The sequence below is a fragment of the Paenibacillus sp. FSL R5-0810 genome (assembly GCF_038002285.1).
GTDB classification, from domain to species: domain Bacteria; phylum Bacillota; class Bacilli; order Paenibacillales; family Paenibacillaceae; genus Paenibacillus_AQ; species Paenibacillus_AQ lactis.
The window spans coordinates 6,429,336-6,448,701 of record NZ_JBBOCF010000001.1; the positions used below are offsets into that span (position 1 = coordinate 6,429,336).

Genomic DNA, 19,366 nt, shown 5'->3' on the forward strand with positions numbered 1-19,366 from the left:
TGGCGAACTTCGGGAATGGCGAATGTACGAAAAGCGAGGAGAACGATGAGCGTGGTTATTCCTCCGTTTCTCCGGCATGGTCATCGTCCAGCGCGGAGGAATATTTCGGATAGAGCCTGCGGATGCATTCGGGACAAATATCGTGCGTAAATTCGACGGGAAGGCGTCTCTCAAGATAGCTTTCAACCGGTTCCCATGTCTCTTCCTGGCTGACATGCTTGCATACGGCGCAGATGGGGATGTGCTCCGGGAGCGGAAGGCTGCGGGCAAGCGTCTGCTCGAGCAGGATTTGCCGCTCTTTATACTTTGTAATGTCGGTAAAGGAAAGGATGGCGCCGTGAATGAAATTATCGCTGCTTTCGGACAGCGGCTGGACCTCGCATAGCACCCAGAATACTTTACGGTTCCGGGAGACCGAATACTCCAGGACGCAATCCGGCCGGCTTCCTTCCAGAACGGCTCTGACCGAGGATAAATAATGTTCACCGTCCAAGCTGCCGAAATCGACCTCCCCAAAGCACCAGGGCATAATATCAAAAAATGATGCCCCCTGCCATTGAAAATCAGGCGAGACACCATATCTTACGGACATCGTTACAAGCGGATCGTTTATCTTATCGATCATGCCGTCGGGCGTAATGATCATTAAGCCTCTGTTCAAGGCATGGACGGCATAGTTCCAAGCTGTGCTCATGGTATCGTAGGGCAAAAGGGTTCGCTCCTCTTACGAAATAGACTCATGGGTAAAAGGTACAACGATCCATGGGTCCTATGGTATAATTTAGGCAACATAGATAGATTATACACGTATTTAAGTTGTTTTGCAAGAGGAAAATACGTATTTAAGTAATTTTTCTTGGAAAGAGAATCAGGAAGGCGGTTGTTTGATGCAGTCTATTTACCAACGAATCGAACATCTGATAGAAAGCCGGGGTATGACGAAGAAGGCGTTCTGTGAAACCCTCGGGATCAGCACAGGGAATTTTGGTGACTGGAAGCGAGGGAAAACAACGCCGAGTACGAATAAATTAATTGAAATAGCAGCATTTTTCTCCGTTAGCCTGGACTGGTTGATTATCGGGAAGGGCAAGCCCACCACCCGGGTGAATGAAACGAGAGAGGAATATGAGGCGGAAACGGCGCTATCCGCGCTGTCGGGTCTCGAAGAGCGCGAGAAGGAGTTCATCCGGGAGTACCTTGAGTTTTCGGCTTACCGCAGGGATAAGCGAAACGAGAAGACTTAGCGTCAAGGCTATGGCGTGCGGGAAATAATTGGATCTTTACAATTGTGGATTATGGCTATATAATAGGGAATGTTCTGCTGAAGAACTTCTTTATTATATGCGGTAGTGGTGGAATGGCAGACACGCTATCTTGAGGGGGTAGTGGGTGTATACCCGTGGAGGTTCGAGTCCTCTCTACCGCATTATGATTGAATCGGCATAAGAAGCTGTTGTTCAAGCGTAAGCTTGGGCATCGGCTTTTTTTGTTGTCTCGAACGCCCCGGTTTGACTCTTTCCTGTGCCGACAAAGCCTTTACATACCGTTTCAATTTGTGCCACAAGTTTAAAGTCTTATTGTAGCGTTCATAATAGGGCATGAAGGAGTGAGGCGAGTTATGAAACCATTGTACACGGCTGACGTGAAGGTTGTTGGTGGACGCGAGGGCTCGATCCAGTCGTCCGACGGAGCTCTTAATCATAAGCTTAGCATGCCGAAGGAGCTTGGCGGACCCGGAGGGGAAGGAACCAATCCGGAGCAATTGTTCGCAGCGGGATATGGGGCTTGCTACGAAAGCGCGCTGGCCAATATCGCCCGCAAGGAAGGGGTAACGCTCAAAGACGTGACCATCCATTCTCAGGTGATGATCGGCAAGGATGAAACGGACGATGGCTTTAAGCTGGCCGTGAAGCTGAAGATTGAGATGCCGGGAATCGAGCGGAGCCAGGCCGAGGAGCTTGCAAAAAAGGCGCATGCGTTCTGTCCGTATTCCAAAGCGACGCGAGGAAACATCGATGTGGAGCTGAACGTAATCTGACGATTGAATAGAAGGGGATTGTCCTCCATGAGGGATAATCCCCTTTTTATTGCATAACAATATGGAACTTTTTCCATACTTCGCCGTATTCCGTTATTAAAAGGCAGCTTGAAAGGAGCGCATACTATGCGTATTGAAGAGATGATCGCTGAACGGTTTGTCTGCAGCAAATGCCGCGGAACTCAGTGCGAGACGAAGGAAGTATCCATGTCGGGAGCGGGGCTCAGCAAGCTGTTCGATATTCAACACAATCATTTCCTGTTTGTATCCTGCACCCACTGCGGGTATGTGGAAGTGTTTAATCCGGATATTTTGGAGGGGAAAAAGCGCGGCCAAATCGGCTCAATCCTCGATGTGTTCTTCGGTTGACATCGCCTTTAAAATTCTTTAATATGACTAAGTACCAGAAAGTACAACCAGTCATAAGCAATTACAAATCAATATAAACGGGTGATGACATGCCATACAAACCGCAGATTACAGATGTAACCAAAGCTGGGAGCAATGAGAAGGAAGGGTTGTACGAATTCATTATCCATTTGGCTGACGGAACGGATTGCCGCGTGTTCTACAACCGGTTTCCTGAGTGGAAGATGACGGCGCTGAGCCGGCTTGGGAAAGTGCCATGCCCAGTATGCCGCAAGGATTTCATTTGTAAATGCATGGATAAATTTTCAGATGATTTCGATCAGCAGATGAGAGACGGCGAGTGGTTGAGCAAAGCGGTCGAATCTGAATAAGGCGACGCATGATGAAGCGCGGGAATTTTCCTGCGTTTTTTCTTATTGGGCGAGTTTTAGGGTCGCATCGTAACCAAAGGAGGGCAGGTTGATTATGAAGAAGGCGGGCAAGGATAACGAAGAATACGCCATCGTGTTGATTGACGGGGTGTGTCACTTGTGCCAGGGCTTGACCCGATTTATTATCCAGCGGGATCCAGCCGGCCATTTCCGGTTCGCATCGCTCCAATCGGAGATCGGGCAGTCACTGCTGGAGCAGGGAGGACTGACGCCGGATGGCGGGGATACGATGGTGCTGATTGAAAAAGGAAAGTACTACACCCGGTCGCAGGGGGCGCTGCGCATTGCCCGGCGGCTCCGCTTTCCGTGGCCGCTCGCCTATGCGATGATCATCGTGCCTCGTCCGATCCGGGACCGTGCGTACCGCATCGTGGCCAAGAACCGTTACCGCTGGTTCGGCCGCTCCGAGGCATGCATGATACCGACGCCGGATATCCGGCGCCGGTTCCTCTCATAAATTCCCGGAATGCGAATGGCCCCTACGAGCGGGGAGCCCGGAACCCGGCCGCGACGGCCTCCTCCTCGGTGCAGAACCATTGCTCCTCCTTTGTCCGCTCGTAGTATGGCGATTCGGGTGTGTGGTAGATCTTTTCGCCTTTCGAGTTGATGTTCCCTTTGATGCTGCAGCCGGACTTGGCGCTGCCTGCAGCAGATGCTACTGTCTCTGCCGGTTCCGGGGATTCCCCGGATGCGGCGGTGGATTTGGATTGAGCGTCCCTGTCCTGTTCTTCAGGGTGGAAGCCGTCCTCTTGCGCGTAATTCTCGACGCTCCAGATGCCGAGCGCCTTTTCCCTGCTGATGCGCTGAAGATCATTGAATTTATCAACGTAACGGACGTTCGGCGGATAAATATAGGCTACCCGCGCCAGCCCCTGCTCGAGCAGCGCTTCTTGGACCATTTTTCCGTCTACATAAACGTACGCAAGCAGCCGGGAGTACTTATCCCGGTTCGGACCGATATCGAATTCCAATTCGAGCTTGTCGGCTTGCTCAACGAGCTCCTTCGTGAAAGCTTTGGCCTCCGGTCCGAAAGGCTGGACTCCCAGCTTGGGATGGCTTGTCTCGGGCGTGTCAATCAGCAGCATCCGGACGTTCTCCTTCTTGCCTTCAAACATAACGCTGATCGTGTCCCCGTCCACCGCTTTGACGAGCTCGACGGGTACCCGGGGCAGATTCAGGTCGTCAGTAGGATAAGAGGCTTGCTTCCCGTTCGGACTTTGGCTTTGTGCCGCCTTCGTGGACGTTGTCTGTTCCGTTTGGGGGGCAGCAGCTGTCTTCTCGTTCGAAGCAGGTGGCGCTAGCGGCTGGCTGCAGCCGGACAACAGCAGCAGACCGGTTAACAGTGCGGTTAAGATTCGTTTCTTCACGTGATGTCACTCTCCTGACTAGGCTGTATGATATGTATGGGTAGGGATTAGGAGACTCTATTAACCCATCCTATATAAGGAAGTTCTATATACAAAATATTTGCTCCAAGCTTTTATAGTATTGCATATATCCTTGTTTTGGCAATAGCGGTAAAGGCATATATCCTGCAGAAAAATAATGCTTGCCGTCTGCTGGCGGCTATGCTATTCTAATGTCAAATTATAACAAGTCAACGGAAGCACCGTTCATGAACCGCAGGGTTGCGGCATGAATGGTGCTTTTTTGCGTTGTCAGGGAAAGGAAGAGGGGATATGCAATGCTACCGGTACGATTCGTGCTGGCCGTACAGGATTCCAGGTATATAGAACCGCTGCTGAACTACGTAAACGGAAGCTCCTATAGCTCGTCGATGCAGGTAACCGCCTTCACACAACAGGATGCGTTTCTTCAATATATGGAGTCGAGAGAACCCCCAGCTCTCGTGGTTGGAGATGCAACGATGCTGATGGCATGGTTCCAGCTTGGCGACCCGGCTGTGCCTTGGCTGCTGCTTAACGACGGCGCTGAGATACCTGCTTCTTGTCCGCCTGGAGGATCCCATACAGCCAAGTACCAGCCGCTGCCGAAGCTGCTGGAAGCGATATCCGCCCGCTGCCACGGAAACAGTACCTTATCGGGAGGCAGCAATGGAATCAGCGGCGGTACGGGACTTCAGACCGGCACGGCTGCCGTCATCGGAGTTGTTTCTCCCTTGAGCGGGTGCGGCAAGAGCACGCTGGCAATGAATATGGCCAAGCAGTTTGCCGTATTGGGACTGCGGGTGTTTTACCTCAATTTGGAGAGCGTCAACAGCAGCGTGCTGTTTCCTTCAGGCTGCGACGGAATGGAGGGAAGCTTCTCCCGGCTTCTGTACGATATTAAGGCCGCTCAGGAAGACGGGTCTGATAATGTTCTTCAGGTTATGCCGTACCGACTCAGGCATCAGGGGCTGAAATGCGACACGTTCGAGCCGAGCCTGCACGTGAAAGAGATCATGGAGATGACGAGGTCCGACACGGAGCTGCTCCTTCGATCGCTTGGATCTACCGGCCAGTACGATGTCATCGTTGTGGATACGGATGGAGCGTCGGGGGTCCGGGAGGAGAGGCTGCAAGCGGTGCTTGAGCATGCCGGTGCGCTGATCTGGGTCCTGCTGGACGATCCGATCAGCATGTTTAAAAGCGGAACCCGGATCGACCAGCTGCTGCAGTCGGGCGAGAGCTTCTCGGGCGGCTTGATGAAGCGGAGCAGGTTTGTTGTCAACCGTTATACCGGACAGCTTGTGAACAGGCCTCCTCGGCAAGACATCCGGATCGATTGCATGCTGCCTTATATCCCCTCCTGGAAGCAGCTTCACCAGCAGGAGCTGCTGCTGATGTCACCGATATACCAAAGGGAAGTTCTGAAGCTGTGCCGGCAGCTCCTTGGGGGTGGAGATTTCGGGCTGTCCGGCGAAAACAGGGGGGAACTCTATGCATGAGGAGCAGTTCCGTTCGGTTAGGGATCAGATTCGGTCGGAGCTGGATATGACCGGCAGCGTCCATAATTCCGAATTCATGGCGCGCATAGAGGACTTGGTGTGGAGGAGACAGGAGCTTGCAGGACTGACGGCCATGGAGAAACGGACTTTGGTTCGCAGAGTGTACGATTCCTTTCGCGGGCTGGATGTGCTGCAGCCGCTCGTCGACAATCCCCGAATTACGGAGATTATGATTAACAGCCACCGGGAGATCTTCATCGAGCAGGACGGAGAGGTGAAGCAGGTGCCGCTGCAGTTCGAATCGCAGGGAAGGCTGGAGGACATTATCCAGAGTATCGTGGGGAGTGTCAATCGGGTCGTGAACGAGTCTGTGCCCATCGTGGACGCCCGGCTGAAGGATGGGTCCAGGGTGAATATCGTGCTTCCGCCTATCGCGCTTAAGGGGCCGACCATGACGATCCGAAAGTTTCCGGATGCGCCGATGACGATGGAGGATTTGGTGGGACGGGACGCATTATGCCCGGAGGCGGCAGAGCTGCTTCGAATCCTGGTCAGGGGCAAGTACAACATTTTCATCGGCGGGGGGACCGGCTCGGGGAAGACCACATTCTTGAACGCACTTTCCCAGTTCATCCCGCCCGATGAACGGGTCATCACGATTGAGGACTCCGCCGAGCTGAAGATTGTTACGGTGCCGAATCTGGTATCACTGGAGACGCGGAATGCCAATACGGAGGGACGGGGCGAGATTACGATCCGTGACTTGATCCGTTCGTCGCTGCGGATGCGCCCGAATCGCATCGTTGTCGGCGAGGTCCGCGGCAGCGAGGCGCTGGATATGCTGCAGGCAATGAACACAGGGCATGAAGGCAGCCTTTCGACTGGCCACGCTAATAGCGTGAGGGATATGATCAGCCGATTGGAGACGATGGTGCTGAGCGGCTCAGAGCTGCCAATCAGCGTTGTCCGTCAGCAAATCAGTTCGGCTGTCGACATCTTCATTCATTTAACACGGCTTAGAGACCGTTCGCGCCGTGTGACGGAGGTCAGTGAGGTGGTCGGGATGAGCGGCGGGGAAGTGCAGTTAAACCCGTTGTACCGCTTTCAAGAAACCGGGGAGGCTGACGGCAAGGTGCTTGGCCGTCTCGAAGCCTGCGGCAATCCGCTGCGAGGGACGGAGAAGCTGCGGATGGCCGGCATTACCGCCTGGCCCCTGCAAGGGTATGGAGGTGACTCTTATGAAGGCCAGCAGCCTCATGAGATCCGTGAAAGCTGATAAAGCGGGAGTGAAGCCGAAGAGACCAAAGGATCGGACAGAGCCTCAGCGCCAGCGGACCGACAGCAGCAGCCGGCTGCCCGACTACAGCGTGTACGTATTGTCCAAGCGAGAGAAGGTGCTATGTATACTGCTCGGCGCGGTGTTATTCTTCGCGATCGGATATCTGTTCTATCATCATGTGATTTTGTCACTTCTTCTTGGGGTAGCGGGATTTGCCGTTCCGAAGTTTTGGCGTCGTCACAGGCTGGAGCAAAGACGGAGAACCTTGAATCTTCATTTCAAGCAGACTTTGTACTCCTTGTCCTCTTCGTTGTCGGCCGGACGATCGGTGGAGAACGGGTTTAAGGATGCCGTACAGGATATGCTCCTGCTGGATCCGGGCGGGGAGAGCGACATGATCTTTGAGCTAAAAGTCATCGGATCCCGGCTGGAATATGGAGAGGCGATCGAGGCTGCTCTCCAGGATTTTGCGCGAAGAGCCAGTATGGAGGATATTACGAATTTCGCCGATGTGTTTGCGACTTGTAAACGAACCGGCGGGGATCTGGTCGAGGTCGTTCGAAGAACCTCTTCCATTATTGGCGAGAAGCTGGATATACAGCAGGAGATCTCCGTCATGATCGCCCAGAAGCGCTTCGAATCCAAGGCGCTGCTGGCTGCTCCGTTTTTATTGGTGCTGTTTATGAATATGACTTCGCCGGACTATATGGAGCCTATGCACAGCGGGGCTGGGATCTTTATATCTACCGCTGCTCTGATTGCTTTGGTCGGCTGCTTTTGGTGGATTACCAGGATGATGAACATCAAGGTATAAGGAGGTGAGGGAAGCGTGGTGGTATGGATATCCGCGCTGCTGATGGTTCTGCTCGGGGGTGGTTGGGTGGTGCTGAACCGGATCGGCGGTGAACGGTACCGGCAGCTGAGCAGGCTGCCCATGGAGGGACTACGTCTGCAGAAGCTGACGCCGCCGCTGGTGTATTTGCTGGAGCGAAGCAAAGTTCCCATGAGATTTCCGATATGGTTCTACCGGATTCAAGGCTCGGTCCAAAAACTGCACGGATTACGGCGCAGTCCGGAAATGACGCTGCTGTTCATGGCTGATGTGCTTGCTTATACTTGGCTGATTTGGATCGGGGGCTGCATTTGGTCATTGCTTACGGGCGAACCCATGGGAATGATCGCGGGATTTGGCCTAGGTGTACTGCTGCCGATCGCATTGATCAGAGATATGCAAAAGAAAGTGCTGCTGCGTGAACAAGAGATCGTAATCGAGCTCCCGGAGCTCCTCAGCAAAATCGTTCTGCTGGTGGGTGCAGGCGAGACGGTTCAACGGTCGATCGTGCATTGCGTGGAGCGGAGCAAGGACAAGAATCATCCCCTCTATAACGAATTGGGGAGGATGCTCTTGGAATGGGAAGGAGGCCATCCGTTCCAGCAGGCTTTCGAGCAGTTTAATAAGCGCTGCGGCGTCCAGGAGGTTTCGATATTCACGACGACAGTGCTGCTGAACTTCCGGCGGGGAGGAAACGACTTTGCGCTTGCCCTCCGTGATTTATCCCGGGTGCTGTGGGAGAAACGGAAGGCCATCGGCAGAACCCGAGGGGAGCAGGCATCCTCGAAGCTGGTGTTTCCGATGGTTGTTATTTTTATGATTGTCATAATATTGCTCGGCGCGCCTGCGTTTATGATGATGAACATGTAGAAGGGATCGGTGGATGCAATGATGCTGACCATACTAAAGAACAGAATGAAGCAGTTATGGAAGGATGAGAGCGGGATCGGTACGTTGGAGATGATCCTCATTCTGGTTGTTATTTTAATTATCGCTCTAATATTCAAAGATGAAATTACGGAGCTGGTAGACAAACTGTTCAGATCTGTAAACTCGAAGTCTGAGGAGTTCCTTGAGTAGGCGGCAGCCTGGAAAATGGAGGGACGAGTCGGGAAGCTTCACGATCGAGGCTTCCCTCGTTCTTCCGATCGTATTGGTTGTAACCGCGCTGCTTCTGTTCCTCTGCCTATATATTTACCAGAAATCCATGCTGGCTCAAGCTTCGGCTGCGGCGTCCGAGCGCACGGCATATATCTGGGACAACAGCCATAAAACGGCACCCTCCGGATCCGTGGAGCAAGGATTGCATGATTCATTGTATTGGCGGCTAACGGATGATCAACTGCTCGGGACCCTGTTTGGTTTGTCAGGCGGGGAAGCACCCAAGAGCATATCGATCCCTCAGGGAGAGAACCGGGACGGAAATCTTCCTGAACTTAAGATGTCCAAAGGGAGCACGGCCGTACCGGCCGGAATGAGCGGGGAGATGCAGTACAGCAACCAGCTGCTTATTCGCAAAGTAACGACCTCTATGCATCAACAGGTATCGTTTACGCCGCTAAACCGTTTATTGGAAGATGGGGGACGGATCCAGGTTAGCGCGCAATCGGTCGTGGTTGATCCGGTTGAATTTATTCGAACGGTTGATGTCATGAGATACTACGGCTCCAAGTTTCAGGGCGGGAGGAATCGGACGGACCCGTCAGCCGCCAAGGATGTATTACGGAAGTTCGGAGGTGCGAGATAGTCATGGGGAAGCTAAGAAGAACAGGCAAGGCCGGGAGAAGCAAGAGATTGTCCACCGACGGATCGGTTTCCATTTTTCTGATTATTGCGTTAGCCGTGGTATTTATGTTTGTGGCAGTATTCATTGATTATTCCCGGATCGCTGCGATGAAGGTACAGAGCGAGAGGCTGACCCGAGCCGCCGTCCGGTCCGTGATGTCCGCTTATGATCCCGGGCTCATGCAGGAGTACGGTCTTTATGCCTCAGGGGACACCAGCGGGGATCTGATCATGGGAAAGGTGCTTAACGAAAGCCTGAATCCCGGGGAGCGGAGCGATGCTTTTCACCTGCTCTCCATGGAGGTCGACAGCTCCAGTCTGCATCTGCAGCGTCCCCTCGGAGAGTATGAAATCTTTAACCGACAGATTTTGGAGGATATGAAATACAAAGCTCCGATCGATTTCACGCTGGAGCTTGTCTCCAAGTTCAAACCCCTCTCCCAATCTATGAAGGAAGCTTCCAACACGGTGGATGTGCTCCGGAAGCTTAGGAAGCTGTATGACAAGCGTGAAGCTGCGCTTGATGAGATGCTGGACAAGCAGCGCAAGGCGGGAAAGAATGCGGAAGTGCTATCGAGGCTTATCATGGATCCTCCCGGCACATCTATCGAGGATGCTTCATTGGGTGGTAGTATTCGAACCGCGGCGGATGCAGCATCGCAATATGAGGATTACTGGACGAAGAAGGGGGAGGATGCCGACAGGCCGCCCAAGGAGAAGCTGTATACCCTTTCCATTATGGCTTACGAAGCAGGCGTTTCGTCAATCGGTTCGCGAATATCAGCCGAGGCGAGCCGTTTGCAGCGGGAGAACGACCAGCTGCTGACCGAGGCTTTGAGGCTGTGGGAGAAAGCCCGAACCCTGAACGAAGAGATGAAGCAAGTGATTCAGGAATCCGAGAACCGCTCCTCTAACGCCGGTTACGATCTGGTTACACGTGACAACACGCCTGGCGCATCTGCCTCGGAGGGCACGGACGCCGAGACGATCCAGGCCATCCGGAAGCAGGCCGGTCAATTGATCCATGGCGAAGAGTTGTTACATGGTCTGAAGGAGGACATAAGATCCCAGCAGCTGCAGGAGCAGTCGGTGCAGCGGTCCGTTTCATCGCTTCGTTCCTCATTAGGAGGCGTTGGAGCAAAGGGAGCTGTGCTGGAGGCGAGCCGAGTTGTCAGAGAATATATTTCGAGCTACGGAACTTCAGGGCCGTCCAATGTTGTAGACCGTAATCAGGCGAAGCTGGAGCAGTATCGCTCTTCGGACAAGGAGCGGAAGGCAATGGAGAAGCAGGCAAACGGGAAATTGAAGGAGGCTTCCCGGGTCATTAGCGCGATTAACGGGCTTGATGGCCAAAGTCAGGCAATCCAGGACGAGTTTCGAAAACTGCAAGCCTATTACGATGAGAGTCTTCAATTTAATCAAGAACGAAACGATGGAGCTTCGGGCAGATCCATGGATGATGATCCGTATGACGCGGGCAAAGCTGCGATGGATAATATGGACGGAATGTTTGGCTTCATGGGAGAGGCTCTTGGCGGGGTAAGGGACGAGCTGTTTCAGAATGAATATGCCGTTCATTATTTTCAGCATTTCGACCCGTCGAAGCTGTCCGGGATCATTAGCGGCTCATCCTCCGTAGACGAGCTGGCGGGGGAGTTTGCGATTGCCAATCAGGAGGTGGAATACATCCTTTACGGCTTTCACAATCCCGCCGGAAATATTTCTGCCGCGTATGCTGAAATATTTGCCTCCCGGCTCGCGATTCGTACGATGGAAGGCTTCGTCGTCAACAGTAAGCTGGGAAACCCGCTAGCCATATTGGCTGCTGCTCTCCTGTACGGAATTGAAAAGGCAATCGCGGATATGATCGAGCTGTGCAAAACGGGTGAGATTGAGCTGTCCAGGTACGCTCCGGTCAAGCTGACGTATCGCGATCATTTAAGAATATTTATGTTTATTCACAGCAACAACGAGAAGAAGCTGTCCCGCATGCTGGCTTTAATCCGGCTTAACACCGGAGTCAATCCGGCTGAGCGGATGACGTATGCTTCCGGTGAAGTGAAGACGGCAATGCGAATATGGTTTCTCCCCGGGTTATCGAAAGCGCTGGGTCAGGTATTCGGCAGCGCGGACGAGGTTCAGGGCAACCGTTATATCGTAACGCGGACAGCGGATTTTTCTTATTAGGTCAGGAGCTCATGGAATGAAACGATCTGCAGATTGGGCAAAAGGCGGCCGTAGAGGCGGAGCTGGAGGAGAACGGGGCAGCATCGTTGTCGAGGCAGCGCTAGTGCTGCCGATGTTCATGTTTTTTGTGATCTTTCTTATTTATATGGTGCAGATGACATTGATTTCAACCGCACTCCATAGTACGGCTGCGGACGCAGTCAAGATGGTCGCCTCCCACATGTATCCGGTGTCGCTTGCCGTTCAGCAGAATTCGGCAGGTGGGGAAGCGGTAGAGTCGGAGAGCACAAACCATTGGGAAATTCCGAGGCTTTCCTTAAGCGACTGGGCCTCACAGTACAGTGATTCGCTGCCTTCACCTGTCAACGATTGGATTGTTCAGGCTGTTGCCACGGGTGAGGAGCCGCTGCAGCAGCTGAAGAACCAGACCGTCGAAGCGGTATTGGATCCTGTGATTAAACCTTTGCTGCAGCCGTTCACGCAAAGCGGCCTTCTGGATGTCGACAGGATTCATGTATCCAATGTGCGCGTGCCGAATCAAAAAAGCGGACAAAGTCCGTACTTTGGAATCGAGCTCAATTATGATCTGCCGATTCGGGTGCCTTTCCTGAACAAAAGCATCGTTCTGCAGGCGAAGGCCCAAGAAAGGCTGTGGATCGGGGATACAGGAGAGGGCGGGGAAGGAACGGGCGGGGATGGCAGTGCGCCCGGCGGGACGATTCAGCTGCTCGAGAAGCCGAATCCTGCGGTAGCAAGCCGGCAAGCGACCGTAAAGGTGAAGGTGGAGCCCGGAATGGATGCGAATCTGTCCGTTTATTACAAAAGCGGGCAGAGCACGGCCAAGTATTTGGGCTGGAAAACGGCGGACGCGCACGGCTATATCGAATGGGAATGGAATGTCGGCTTCAACACAACGCCCGGCACTTGGCTGTTCGTAGTGGAGACGCGGAATGGAGAACGACTTGAAGTGATGTTTACCGTGGTGGCTAGGCCGTGAGCAGGCAGAGATCCTGCCGTTTTTCGAACTCACCGGGCACTGCATATTCAGTAGCTTGAGCGATTCATCAAGGCGGACGGACAAAGTCGCATTCATGGAGGCTGGGTGTGGCCCTGTTCGTTTCGGTGCGGTATCCTGCCCTGAAAGGAGATGACTTCATTTGGGAATGGCTTATGGTATTTGTGCCATGTATTTGATTGCTGCTTTTATAACGGATCTTCGCTCTATGAAAATTCCTAACCTGCTTACGGTTGCCTCCATGGTTCTAGGGCTTACCTACCACGGTGTCCTGTCAGGGGGCGAAGGGCTGCTGTTCTCGCTGCAGGGACTTGGCACAGGTTTTTCCATCCTGCTGGTCATGTATGTAATTGGAGCGGTGGGTGCCGGGGACGTCAAGCTGTTTGGAGGAATCGGGGCCTGGACCGGACTGTGGTTCACGTTACAGTCGATCATGTACTCGGTTCTGTTTGCGGGGGTGATTGCACTCGCCATCTTATTATGGCGGCGGGAGACATTTCTCAGATTGCGAAAAGTTATCGGCAGTATGATGGGAGTACTCATGTTCAAAAGCCTTGCGCCATGGCGGAGCAGCCAGGAGGAGCAGCTGCGGTTTCCGTTCATGATCGCGGTGCTTCCGGGGGTCATCAGCGCGTATATAATGCTCCATATGTAGGAGGTGCGATTCGTGTTAGGGTTGAAAACGGATTTTGTTCAGAACGACAGGACCATGATGATCCTCGACCGGGAGCAGGGAATCCGTGCCGATGAACTCAATGAAGTACAGTTAGGCATGATTCGTTCGTCAAGCATTCCCCACTTTCTGAAGCTGCATATCAAGGAAGTAGATTACAAAATCACGATGGAATATGACATTACCGGCAAGAAAATGCTCTCCCAAGCATTGAAAGCCGAGCGCATGTCTCTGACCGAGTATTACGGATTGCTGCTTCAGATTGTGACGGCATTGCATGACAGCAGTCTGTATATGCTTAAGGCCGAAAACTTCATTCTGCACGAAGATTACATATTTATTGCTGGATCCTTGCGGCTGGGGACGCTGTATTTAACCTACCTTCCGCTCGAGACTACGGATGAAAGCGGCCAGCTGAGGTCATCCCTGAAAGAATGCATGACAAGACTTCTTGCTTCCGTAACGGAGTTAAAGGGAAGAGGCGTTCAGGCTTTAATGTCATTTTGCGGGGAACAGAGCTTTAGTCTCCCCGGCTTGAAGAGGCTGATCCTCGAGCTGCTTGCTGGTGAAGATGATGGTGTTATCTCTGGACGGACGGATACCCGGCCGGAATTAAGCGTAAGCGAGCCGGGTATCCGTGCTGTTCGGTCAAGCGTGCTGAACTCCGGCAGCACAAGCCCGAATTCCGGGAATGATCAGGCTGGAGCCTGGTCAAGGACCGGGCAGGAAGCGCCCGTTGACCGGAGCAATCTTATCCGCAGTATTCATTCAGCGGGCCATTCAGGAATGGAGCGACCGGAACGGATCGATAAGCCGATTCGCCCGCGCTTCGGGGCTGCCTCATGGCTCCCGGATCGGAATGAGGAAAGCGCGGAGCCTGAAGACCCTGAGCAGTCTTCCCCGCTTCGGACCTATATATTATTAGCATGCATGCTGGCTGCTGCAGCAGTCTGGCGATTGCTGTATTTGAGCCAGCCATCTCTGCTCACCCTCGGATTATCCGCAGGTATTACGATTCTGCTGGCCGCGGCAGCATGGCTGGGATGGCAGGGGAAGCTGCAGACATTATTCCGCAGGACGGACCCATGGTCAGGTGCGCTGCCGGCGATGGAGTCCACCGAGCTTGAACATTACGGCCCCTCCGCATGGAAGGCGCCTCCTCGATTTCAGGCGGACCCGTTATCCGGACTGCTAAGAGGAGAGCATATCCATCGGGAGGATCGCCTGGATGATCGGAAGACACTTGATTCAAAAGAGAAATGGCGATGGAAATCTCCAAGAACGGATACTGAAGCCGATGAAGGATCAAATCAAAACGTGGAAACTCCTTTCCATGGTGGAGCCTCGCTGCGGGGTGGAATAGGGGCCAGTGGTTTCACGGACAGGGGGATAGAACCAGGCAGCAGCCCTGCTGGACAATCCCAAAGTCCGACCAATGACCAGGGACAGTCTATGGCAGGCCGCAACAAGGAAGCATACAAAATTTTAGAAATGTATTCCCAACCAGGAGCAAGCTCTTCTTCTCAAGGATACGGAAACGCCGAAGCAGCAGCTGGTGAGGAGGATTACTACGCGCATTTAAGCGAGCATACCGAGATCTTATCCTCGTCAGGGGATGGCGGAACGGTTCTGTTAAGTCAGGGTTTTGTTCCCGGGAAGCATCCGCAACGACATGCCTATTTGGAGGTCCGCTCCCCTGAAGGCGGTGTGCCAGAGCGGGTCGAAATTAACCAGCCTCACTTCATTATCGGCCGGTCTGCCGAGGTGGCGCAATATGTGGCTCTGGGTGTAGGTACATCACGGGCTCATGCGGAGCTGTCGCGCGGAGCTGAAGGGTATGTGCTCAAGGACTTAGGATCAAGAAACGGTACGGTACTAGAAGGTGAAGCCATGGTTCCTTATAAAGAATATGCGATAGCAGAAGGGAACGCATTTATCATTGCCGGCTGGTCCTTCACGTTCAGGAGCAGTTTGGATGGATCCGGTGGCTCTATGCACGTTTCTGAACGCTCTTTTAAGTAAATTTTTTTTAATAAACTTTATAAGAGCCAGCATACCTTTTAAGGTGTGCTGGCTCTTTGTTAATTTTGAATCTAGCATCGTGAATCTACACCCAAAATCCATTCTGAATGTAGACCTTCATTCACCTTCGGTAACGCTGCTAGGATTTATGATCTTTGATTTCTTCGTGAATATGGTAAAATACACCTATTCGCTTATAAGGTCTATCATGAGAGGAACGAGAATTTTGCGCAGAAAAATTAAAACCAACCTATTCTACTTGGCTGCAGGAATATACATAGGCATTGCAATCGTATCCTTTATTCCGTGGATTGACATCGGCGTAAAAATTACTGCTTACACAAGTATCATCGCATTATTAATAACAATCTATGACTCTTCCAAGGTTGCCCTGGCGTTAGCTGCAGCAGAAAGGAATCCGCGAAAAGAAAAGGTCCGCTATGTTTTTATGTTAGCTATGAAGATCTTATTGGTCATTTCGCCATTTGCGCTGTTGTATTGGATTAATTATGAGGATGATGAGGCAGTTATAGCGAGAATAAGCAATTACGTTACATTTGCTGCCCTTGGAGTTGTATTCTTTACAAGAGGAATGGAATTAAAAAGTCAATCAAACGACAGGCAAAAGGGAATGTAATCGATGTCCTCAATAAGACGGTCCAACTTTGAATTCGGGGACCCAGAAATCTGAAAAGCATTGAAGAGAATCCATTTGATTACCGTCCAACAGCAAAACGGCTCGAGCGCATTCATCGAGGATGTGTGCCCGAGCCGTTTTTTTCATATGCGTTACTTATTAATGAGATGCTGATACGGTGTATAATCGATATTTTTCTTCTGAAGGAAATTCATCAAGAATTTGTAGTCGCGCTTCGGCGTGGCTACGATGTAGCCTTTAATGCAGTGGTCGCGGGTTACTTCGGTTGCCCCGGATTCGACGGCGATCTTGCCGATCTCGGCTGCAATCGAGTGCTTGGCGATATCGCGGAATGGACCGGGAACCGGCTGAACCAGCTCGTCCAAAAAGGCCTTGGATTCATCCGTCCACAGCGGGCGGCTCCGTTCCACCCAGTAATTTTGCCAATCCAGCTTGGACTTGCCGTCGGCCTTCGGCAGCACCTTCAGGAACTTGCGGAACATGAAAAATCCACCGATGCCCATCAGTCCGAGCATGACCCATCCCCAGAACGCGATGGTATTCATGAACCATGACGGCGGCGCGCTGGACGACAAATACCCCAAGACGGCCCCTGTGCTCTTCATCTTGTATATCACCTCGAACGATTTTTGTCACATGACAGTTTCATGAGAATTATAACGCATTTCTAGATTTATTTCGATATACAAGCTAAAATAGGTGTAATTGTGTGTCACAAAGGGGGAAATTTTATGTTGAAAATCGGGTCCCATGTGTCCTTTTCGGACAAGGGATTGCTGACTGCAGCGACAGAGGCTAAATCTTACGGCTCCAGTTCGTTCATGATATATACCGGCGCTCCGCAAAATACACGGCGCAAGCCGATTGAATCGATGTTTATCGAGGAAGGCAAGCTGGCCATGCAGGAATGCGGCATTGAGGAGATTGTGGTGCATGCGCCTTATATTATCAATCTCGGCTCGTACAAGCCGAACACGTATGAGCTTGCAGTGAGCTTCCTTCAAGAGGAGATCCGGCGCACCCATGCCGTTGGCGTGAAGAACATCGTGCTTCACCCGGGAGCATACACCGATAAGGATGCAGAATACGGCATTGACCGGATCGCCGAAGGCCTGAATGAGGTTCTTGGCGGTACCGATGAGACGGAAGTGCATATCGCTTTGGAGACGATGGCCGGCAAAGGCACCGAGATGGGGCGCTCCTTCGAAGAGATTGCTTCAATTATCGATAAGGTAAAATATAACGACCGGCTGGCGATCTGCCTGGATACATGTCACATTCACGATGCAGGCTATGACATCGTCGACGATCTGGACGGTGTCCTGGAGAAGTTTGATCAAGTGATTGGCCTCGACCGGTTGACGGTCGTTCACATTAACGACAGCAAAAACCCGCGCGGCGCGGCCAAAGACCGCCACACCCCGATCGGAACAGGCTGGATCGGATACGATGCGATTCACCGGATCGTCCATCATGAGAAGCTCCAAGGCCGTCCGTTCATCCTTGAGACGCCGTGGATCGGGAAGGATCCGAAGACGCAGCGTCCTATGTATGAGATCGAAATCGCGCTGCTGCGCGGTGATGTGGAGCAACGCTTTGGACAAGCATTCATTCAGCAGGTCGAACAGCTGCATGAATTTTTTGCGAAGGAAGGCATCGAATCCCGTTCGTTCGTATTGGACACCTGGAATCTGCTGAAAAGCGATGCAAAGGCCAAAAAAGCCGATCCTCGCGAGCCGATGGAACGCTTATACGATATGGTGATGTCCGCCGAGCTGTTCCCTGAGCTTTCGGAAGAGCAGGTCAACCAGCGGCTGATCGCCTATTTGTCCGGAGCTTCCCTTACGGCTTAATCGCCTGAAATCGAATTTACAGCAGCAAGCTGGGCGGCTGGCCAATGGTACGGGAACAGTATGGCTAATACCGGCATCCAGTGCGGTCCGGGAGCGCCAACACAGTGGATGACACGAATCCTCCGCTGGAAGAGCTTCCGGGTCTCGCGGATGCACGAGCTGAATGATGGATGATGAATGCGGAAATCATGATGCATTCCCCGTAAGGATGAGCATGTACTAACTGAAGCGATGATGCGATGCATTCCTCGACAGATTGAGCATGGCCGAGTGATGTGCATCCCTCGTATGAATGAGCATGGATAACCGACAGATGTGCATCCCCGGATGAATGAAGCTGTTATAACGAAAGATTATGTATTACCCCTATTTAGAATGATGTATTAGATATAGAGGAGGATCACCAAGACTTATGGAAATTCACATCAAGAAAGACCGGCCATCCCCTGCGGACCAATATCCTAACCGAGCCCGTATGCTCATCTCCTGCCCGGACGGACCAGGGATTGTAGCGGCGGTCTCCCAGTTTTTGTATCAGCATGGCGCGAACATCGTGCAGTCGGACCAGTACACCATGGATCCGGACGGCGGAATGTTCTTTATCCGTGTTGAGTTTGACCTGGAGGATCTCACGGCCAAGCTGCCGCAGCTGGAGGAATCGTTCCGCGAGATTGCGGACCAATTCAGCATGGAATGGAAAATTTACCACGCCGCGCGCAAAAAGCGCCTTGCGATTTTCGTTTCCAAAGAGGACCACTGCCTCGTAGAGCTTCTCTGGCAATGGCAGGCGGGAGACCTCGATGCCGATATCGCCCTGGTCGTGAGCAATCACCCGGATATGAGGGAGTATGTGGAATCCTTCGGTATTCCGTATCACCATATTCCGGTTACGCCGGAGACGAAGCAGGAGGCCGAGAAGCGGCAGCTGGAGACGATCGGCGACGATATCGACGTCATCATTTTGGCGCGCTACATGCAGATCATTTCGCCGATGTTCATCGAGCATTACCGCAACCGGATCATCAACATCCACCATTCCTTCCTGCCTGCATTTGTCGGCGGTAAGCCTTATGCCCAGGCCTATAACCGGGGTGTCAAAATTATCGGAGCGACTGCCCACTACGTAACCGAAGAGCTTGACGGCGGTCCGATCATCGAGCAGGACGTTCAGCGGGTGAGCCATCGCGACGACGTCAACGAGCTCAAGCGCATCGGCCGCACGATTGAACGCGTTGTGCTGGCAAGAGCCGTGAAATGGCATGTCGAGGATCGGATTTTGGTGCATAACAACAAGACGGTTGTATTTAACTAAACGTACAAAATAAACTCAGCTTAGC

21 protein-coding genes and 1 tRNA gene are annotated in these 19,366 nt (G+C 52.5%); 19 read left to right on the forward strand and 3 right to left on the reverse strand.

Features of this window, described 5'->3' with window-relative positions; genetic code table 11:
• Positions 1 to 55 precede the first annotated feature (55 nt).
• The gene (locus tag MKX76_RS28820) at positions 56 to 709 is read right to left on the reverse strand and encodes a PAS domain-containing protein (RefSeq protein WP_210094472.1); all 654 of its coding nucleotides are present in this window, start codon (positions 707 to 709) and stop codon (positions 56 to 58) included.
• Between the two features lie 178 nt (positions 710 to 887).
• On the opposite strand from MKX76_RS28820, the gene MKX76_RS28825 reads away from it, so the two are divergent.
• The 6 genes from MKX76_RS28825 (at position 888) to MKX76_RS28850 (ending at position 3,295) form a co-directional block, all read left to right on the forward strand.
• Entirely contained in the window at positions 888 to 1,244 is a 357-nt protein-coding gene (locus MKX76_RS28825; RefSeq protein ID WP_210094585.1) for a helix-turn-helix domain-containing protein, read from the forward strand.
• A gap of 99 nt (positions 1,245 to 1,343) precedes the next feature.
• Positions 1,344 to 1,426 (forward strand) — tRNA-Leu (locus MKX76_RS28830).
• Positions 1,427 to 1,618: 192 nt separating this feature from the next.
• A complete protein-coding gene (locus MKX76_RS28835; RefSeq protein ID WP_251535571.1) occupies positions 1,619 to 2,038 on the forward strand; it encodes an organic hydroperoxide resistance protein in 420 nt (139 codons plus the stop codon).
• A 126-nt stretch (positions 2,039 to 2,164) separates the two neighbouring features.
• Positions 2,165 to 2,407: a zinc ribbon domain-containing protein gene (locus MKX76_RS28840; RefSeq protein WP_077567953.1), complete on the forward strand. Its 243-nt coding sequence runs from the start codon at positions 2,165 to 2,167 to the stop codon at positions 2,405 to 2,407.
• Positions 2,408 to 2,496: 89 nt separating this feature from the next.
• Entirely contained in the window at positions 2,497 to 2,778 is a 282-nt protein-coding gene (locus MKX76_RS28845; protein WP_210094470.1) for a hypothetical protein, read from the forward strand.
• Between the two features lie 94 nt (positions 2,779 to 2,872).
• On the forward strand, positions 2,873 to 3,295 hold the full coding sequence (locus MKX76_RS28850) for a thiol-disulfide oxidoreductase DCC family protein (RefSeq protein WP_210094584.1): 423 nt from the start codon (positions 2,873 to 2,875) through the stop codon (positions 3,293 to 3,295).
• Between the two features lie 22 nt (positions 3,296 to 3,317).
• On the opposite strand, the gene MKX76_RS28855 is transcribed toward MKX76_RS28850, so the two are convergent.
• Positions 3,318 to 4,205 carry a thermonuclease family protein gene (locus MKX76_RS28855; RefSeq protein WP_210094469.1) on the reverse strand — a complete coding sequence of 296 codons (888 nt, stop codon included), beginning with the start codon at positions 4,203 to 4,205 and terminating at the stop codon, positions 3,318 to 3,320.
• Positions 4,206 to 4,522: 317 nt separating this feature from the next.
• Here MKX76_RS28855 and MKX76_RS28860 point away from each other — a divergent pair, with 317 nt between their 5' ends.
• From MKX76_RS28860 to MKX76_RS28910, 11 genes are all read left to right on the forward strand, one after another.
• Entirely contained in the window at positions 4,523 to 5,725 is a 1,203-nt protein-coding gene (locus MKX76_RS28860; protein WP_210094468.1) for a nucleotide-binding protein, read from the forward strand.
• Positions 5,718 to 7,001, forward strand: coding sequence for a CpaF family protein (locus MKX76_RS28865; RefSeq protein ID WP_210094467.1), 1,284 nt, complete (start codon positions 5,718 to 5,720; stop codon positions 6,999 to 7,001). Before MKX76_RS28860 ends, MKX76_RS28865 begins: the two co-directional genes overlap by 8 nt.
• Complete coding sequence (locus MKX76_RS28870) at positions 6,964 to 7,818, forward strand: type II secretion system F family protein (protein ID WP_341034971.1); 855 nt, start codon at positions 6,964 to 6,966, stop codon at positions 7,816 to 7,818. Before MKX76_RS28865 ends, MKX76_RS28870 begins: the two co-directional genes overlap by 38 nt.
• A 42-nt stretch (positions 7,819 to 7,860) precedes the next feature.
• Positions 7,861 to 8,706 (forward strand): type II secretion system F family protein, encoded by an 846-nt coding sequence (locus MKX76_RS28875; protein WP_245255908.1) that lies wholly within the window; start codon positions 7,861 to 7,863, stop codon positions 8,704 to 8,706.
• Positions 8,707 to 8,724: 18 nt separating this feature from the next.
• On the forward strand, positions 8,725 to 8,916 hold the full coding sequence (locus tag MKX76_RS28880; RefSeq protein WP_210094582.1) for a Flp1 family type IVb pilin: 192 nt from the start codon (positions 8,725 to 8,727) through the stop codon (positions 8,914 to 8,916).
• Complete coding sequence (locus MKX76_RS28885; RefSeq protein ID WP_210094465.1) at positions 8,909 to 9,583, forward strand: TadE family protein; 675 nt, start codon at positions 8,909 to 8,911, stop codon at positions 9,581 to 9,583. Before MKX76_RS28880 ends, MKX76_RS28885 begins: the two co-directional genes overlap by 8 nt.
• 2 nt (positions 9,584 to 9,585) lie before the next feature.
• Positions 9,586 to 11,808, forward strand: coding sequence for a TadE/TadG family type IV pilus assembly protein (locus MKX76_RS28890; protein ID WP_341034972.1), 2,223 nt, complete (start codon positions 9,586 to 9,588; stop codon positions 11,806 to 11,808).
• A gap of 16 nt (positions 11,809 to 11,824) precedes the next feature.
• Positions 11,825 to 12,805: a TadE/TadG family type IV pilus assembly protein gene (locus MKX76_RS28895; protein ID WP_341034973.1), complete on the forward strand. Its 981-nt coding sequence runs from the start codon at positions 11,825 to 11,827 to the stop codon at positions 12,803 to 12,805.
• 160 nt (positions 12,806 to 12,965) lie between these two features.
• Positions 12,966 to 13,478 carry an A24 family peptidase gene (locus tag MKX76_RS28900; protein WP_213613791.1) on the forward strand — a complete coding sequence of 171 codons (513 nt, stop codon included), beginning with the start codon at positions 12,966 to 12,968 and terminating at the stop codon, positions 13,476 to 13,478.
• Between the two features lie 12 nt (positions 13,479 to 13,490).
• Positions 13,491 to 15,518 carry a DUF6382 domain-containing protein gene (locus tag MKX76_RS28905; RefSeq protein WP_341034974.1) on the forward strand — a complete coding sequence of 676 codons (2,028 nt, stop codon included), beginning with the start codon at positions 13,491 to 13,493 and terminating at the stop codon, positions 15,516 to 15,518.
• A 208-nt stretch (positions 15,519 to 15,726) separates the two neighbouring features.
• Entirely contained in the window at positions 15,727 to 16,155 is a 429-nt protein-coding gene (locus MKX76_RS28910; protein WP_341034975.1) for a hypothetical protein, read from the forward strand.
• A 152-nt stretch (positions 16,156 to 16,307) separates the two neighbouring features.
• Here MKX76_RS28910 and MKX76_RS28915 read toward each other — a convergent pair whose 3' ends face one another.
• Positions 16,308 to 16,781, reverse strand: coding sequence for a DUF2621 domain-containing protein (locus MKX76_RS28915; RefSeq protein WP_007132414.1), 474 nt, complete (start codon positions 16,779 to 16,781; stop codon positions 16,308 to 16,310).
• A 126-nt stretch (positions 16,782 to 16,907) separates the two neighbouring features.
• On the opposite strand from MKX76_RS28915, the gene MKX76_RS28920 reads away from it, so the two are divergent.
• Positions 16,908 to 18,029 carry a deoxyribonuclease IV gene (locus MKX76_RS28920; RefSeq protein ID WP_341034976.1) on the forward strand — a complete coding sequence of 374 codons (1,122 nt, stop codon included), beginning with the start codon at positions 16,908 to 16,910 and terminating at the stop codon, positions 18,027 to 18,029.
• Between the two features lie 412 nt (positions 18,030 to 18,441).
• Positions 18,442 to 19,341 carry a formyltetrahydrofolate deformylase gene (purU, locus tag MKX76_RS28925; RefSeq protein ID WP_341034977.1) on the forward strand — a complete coding sequence of 300 codons (900 nt, stop codon included), beginning with the start codon at positions 18,442 to 18,444 and terminating at the stop codon, positions 19,339 to 19,341.
• The last annotated feature ends 25 nt before the right edge of the window (positions 19,342 to 19,366 follow it).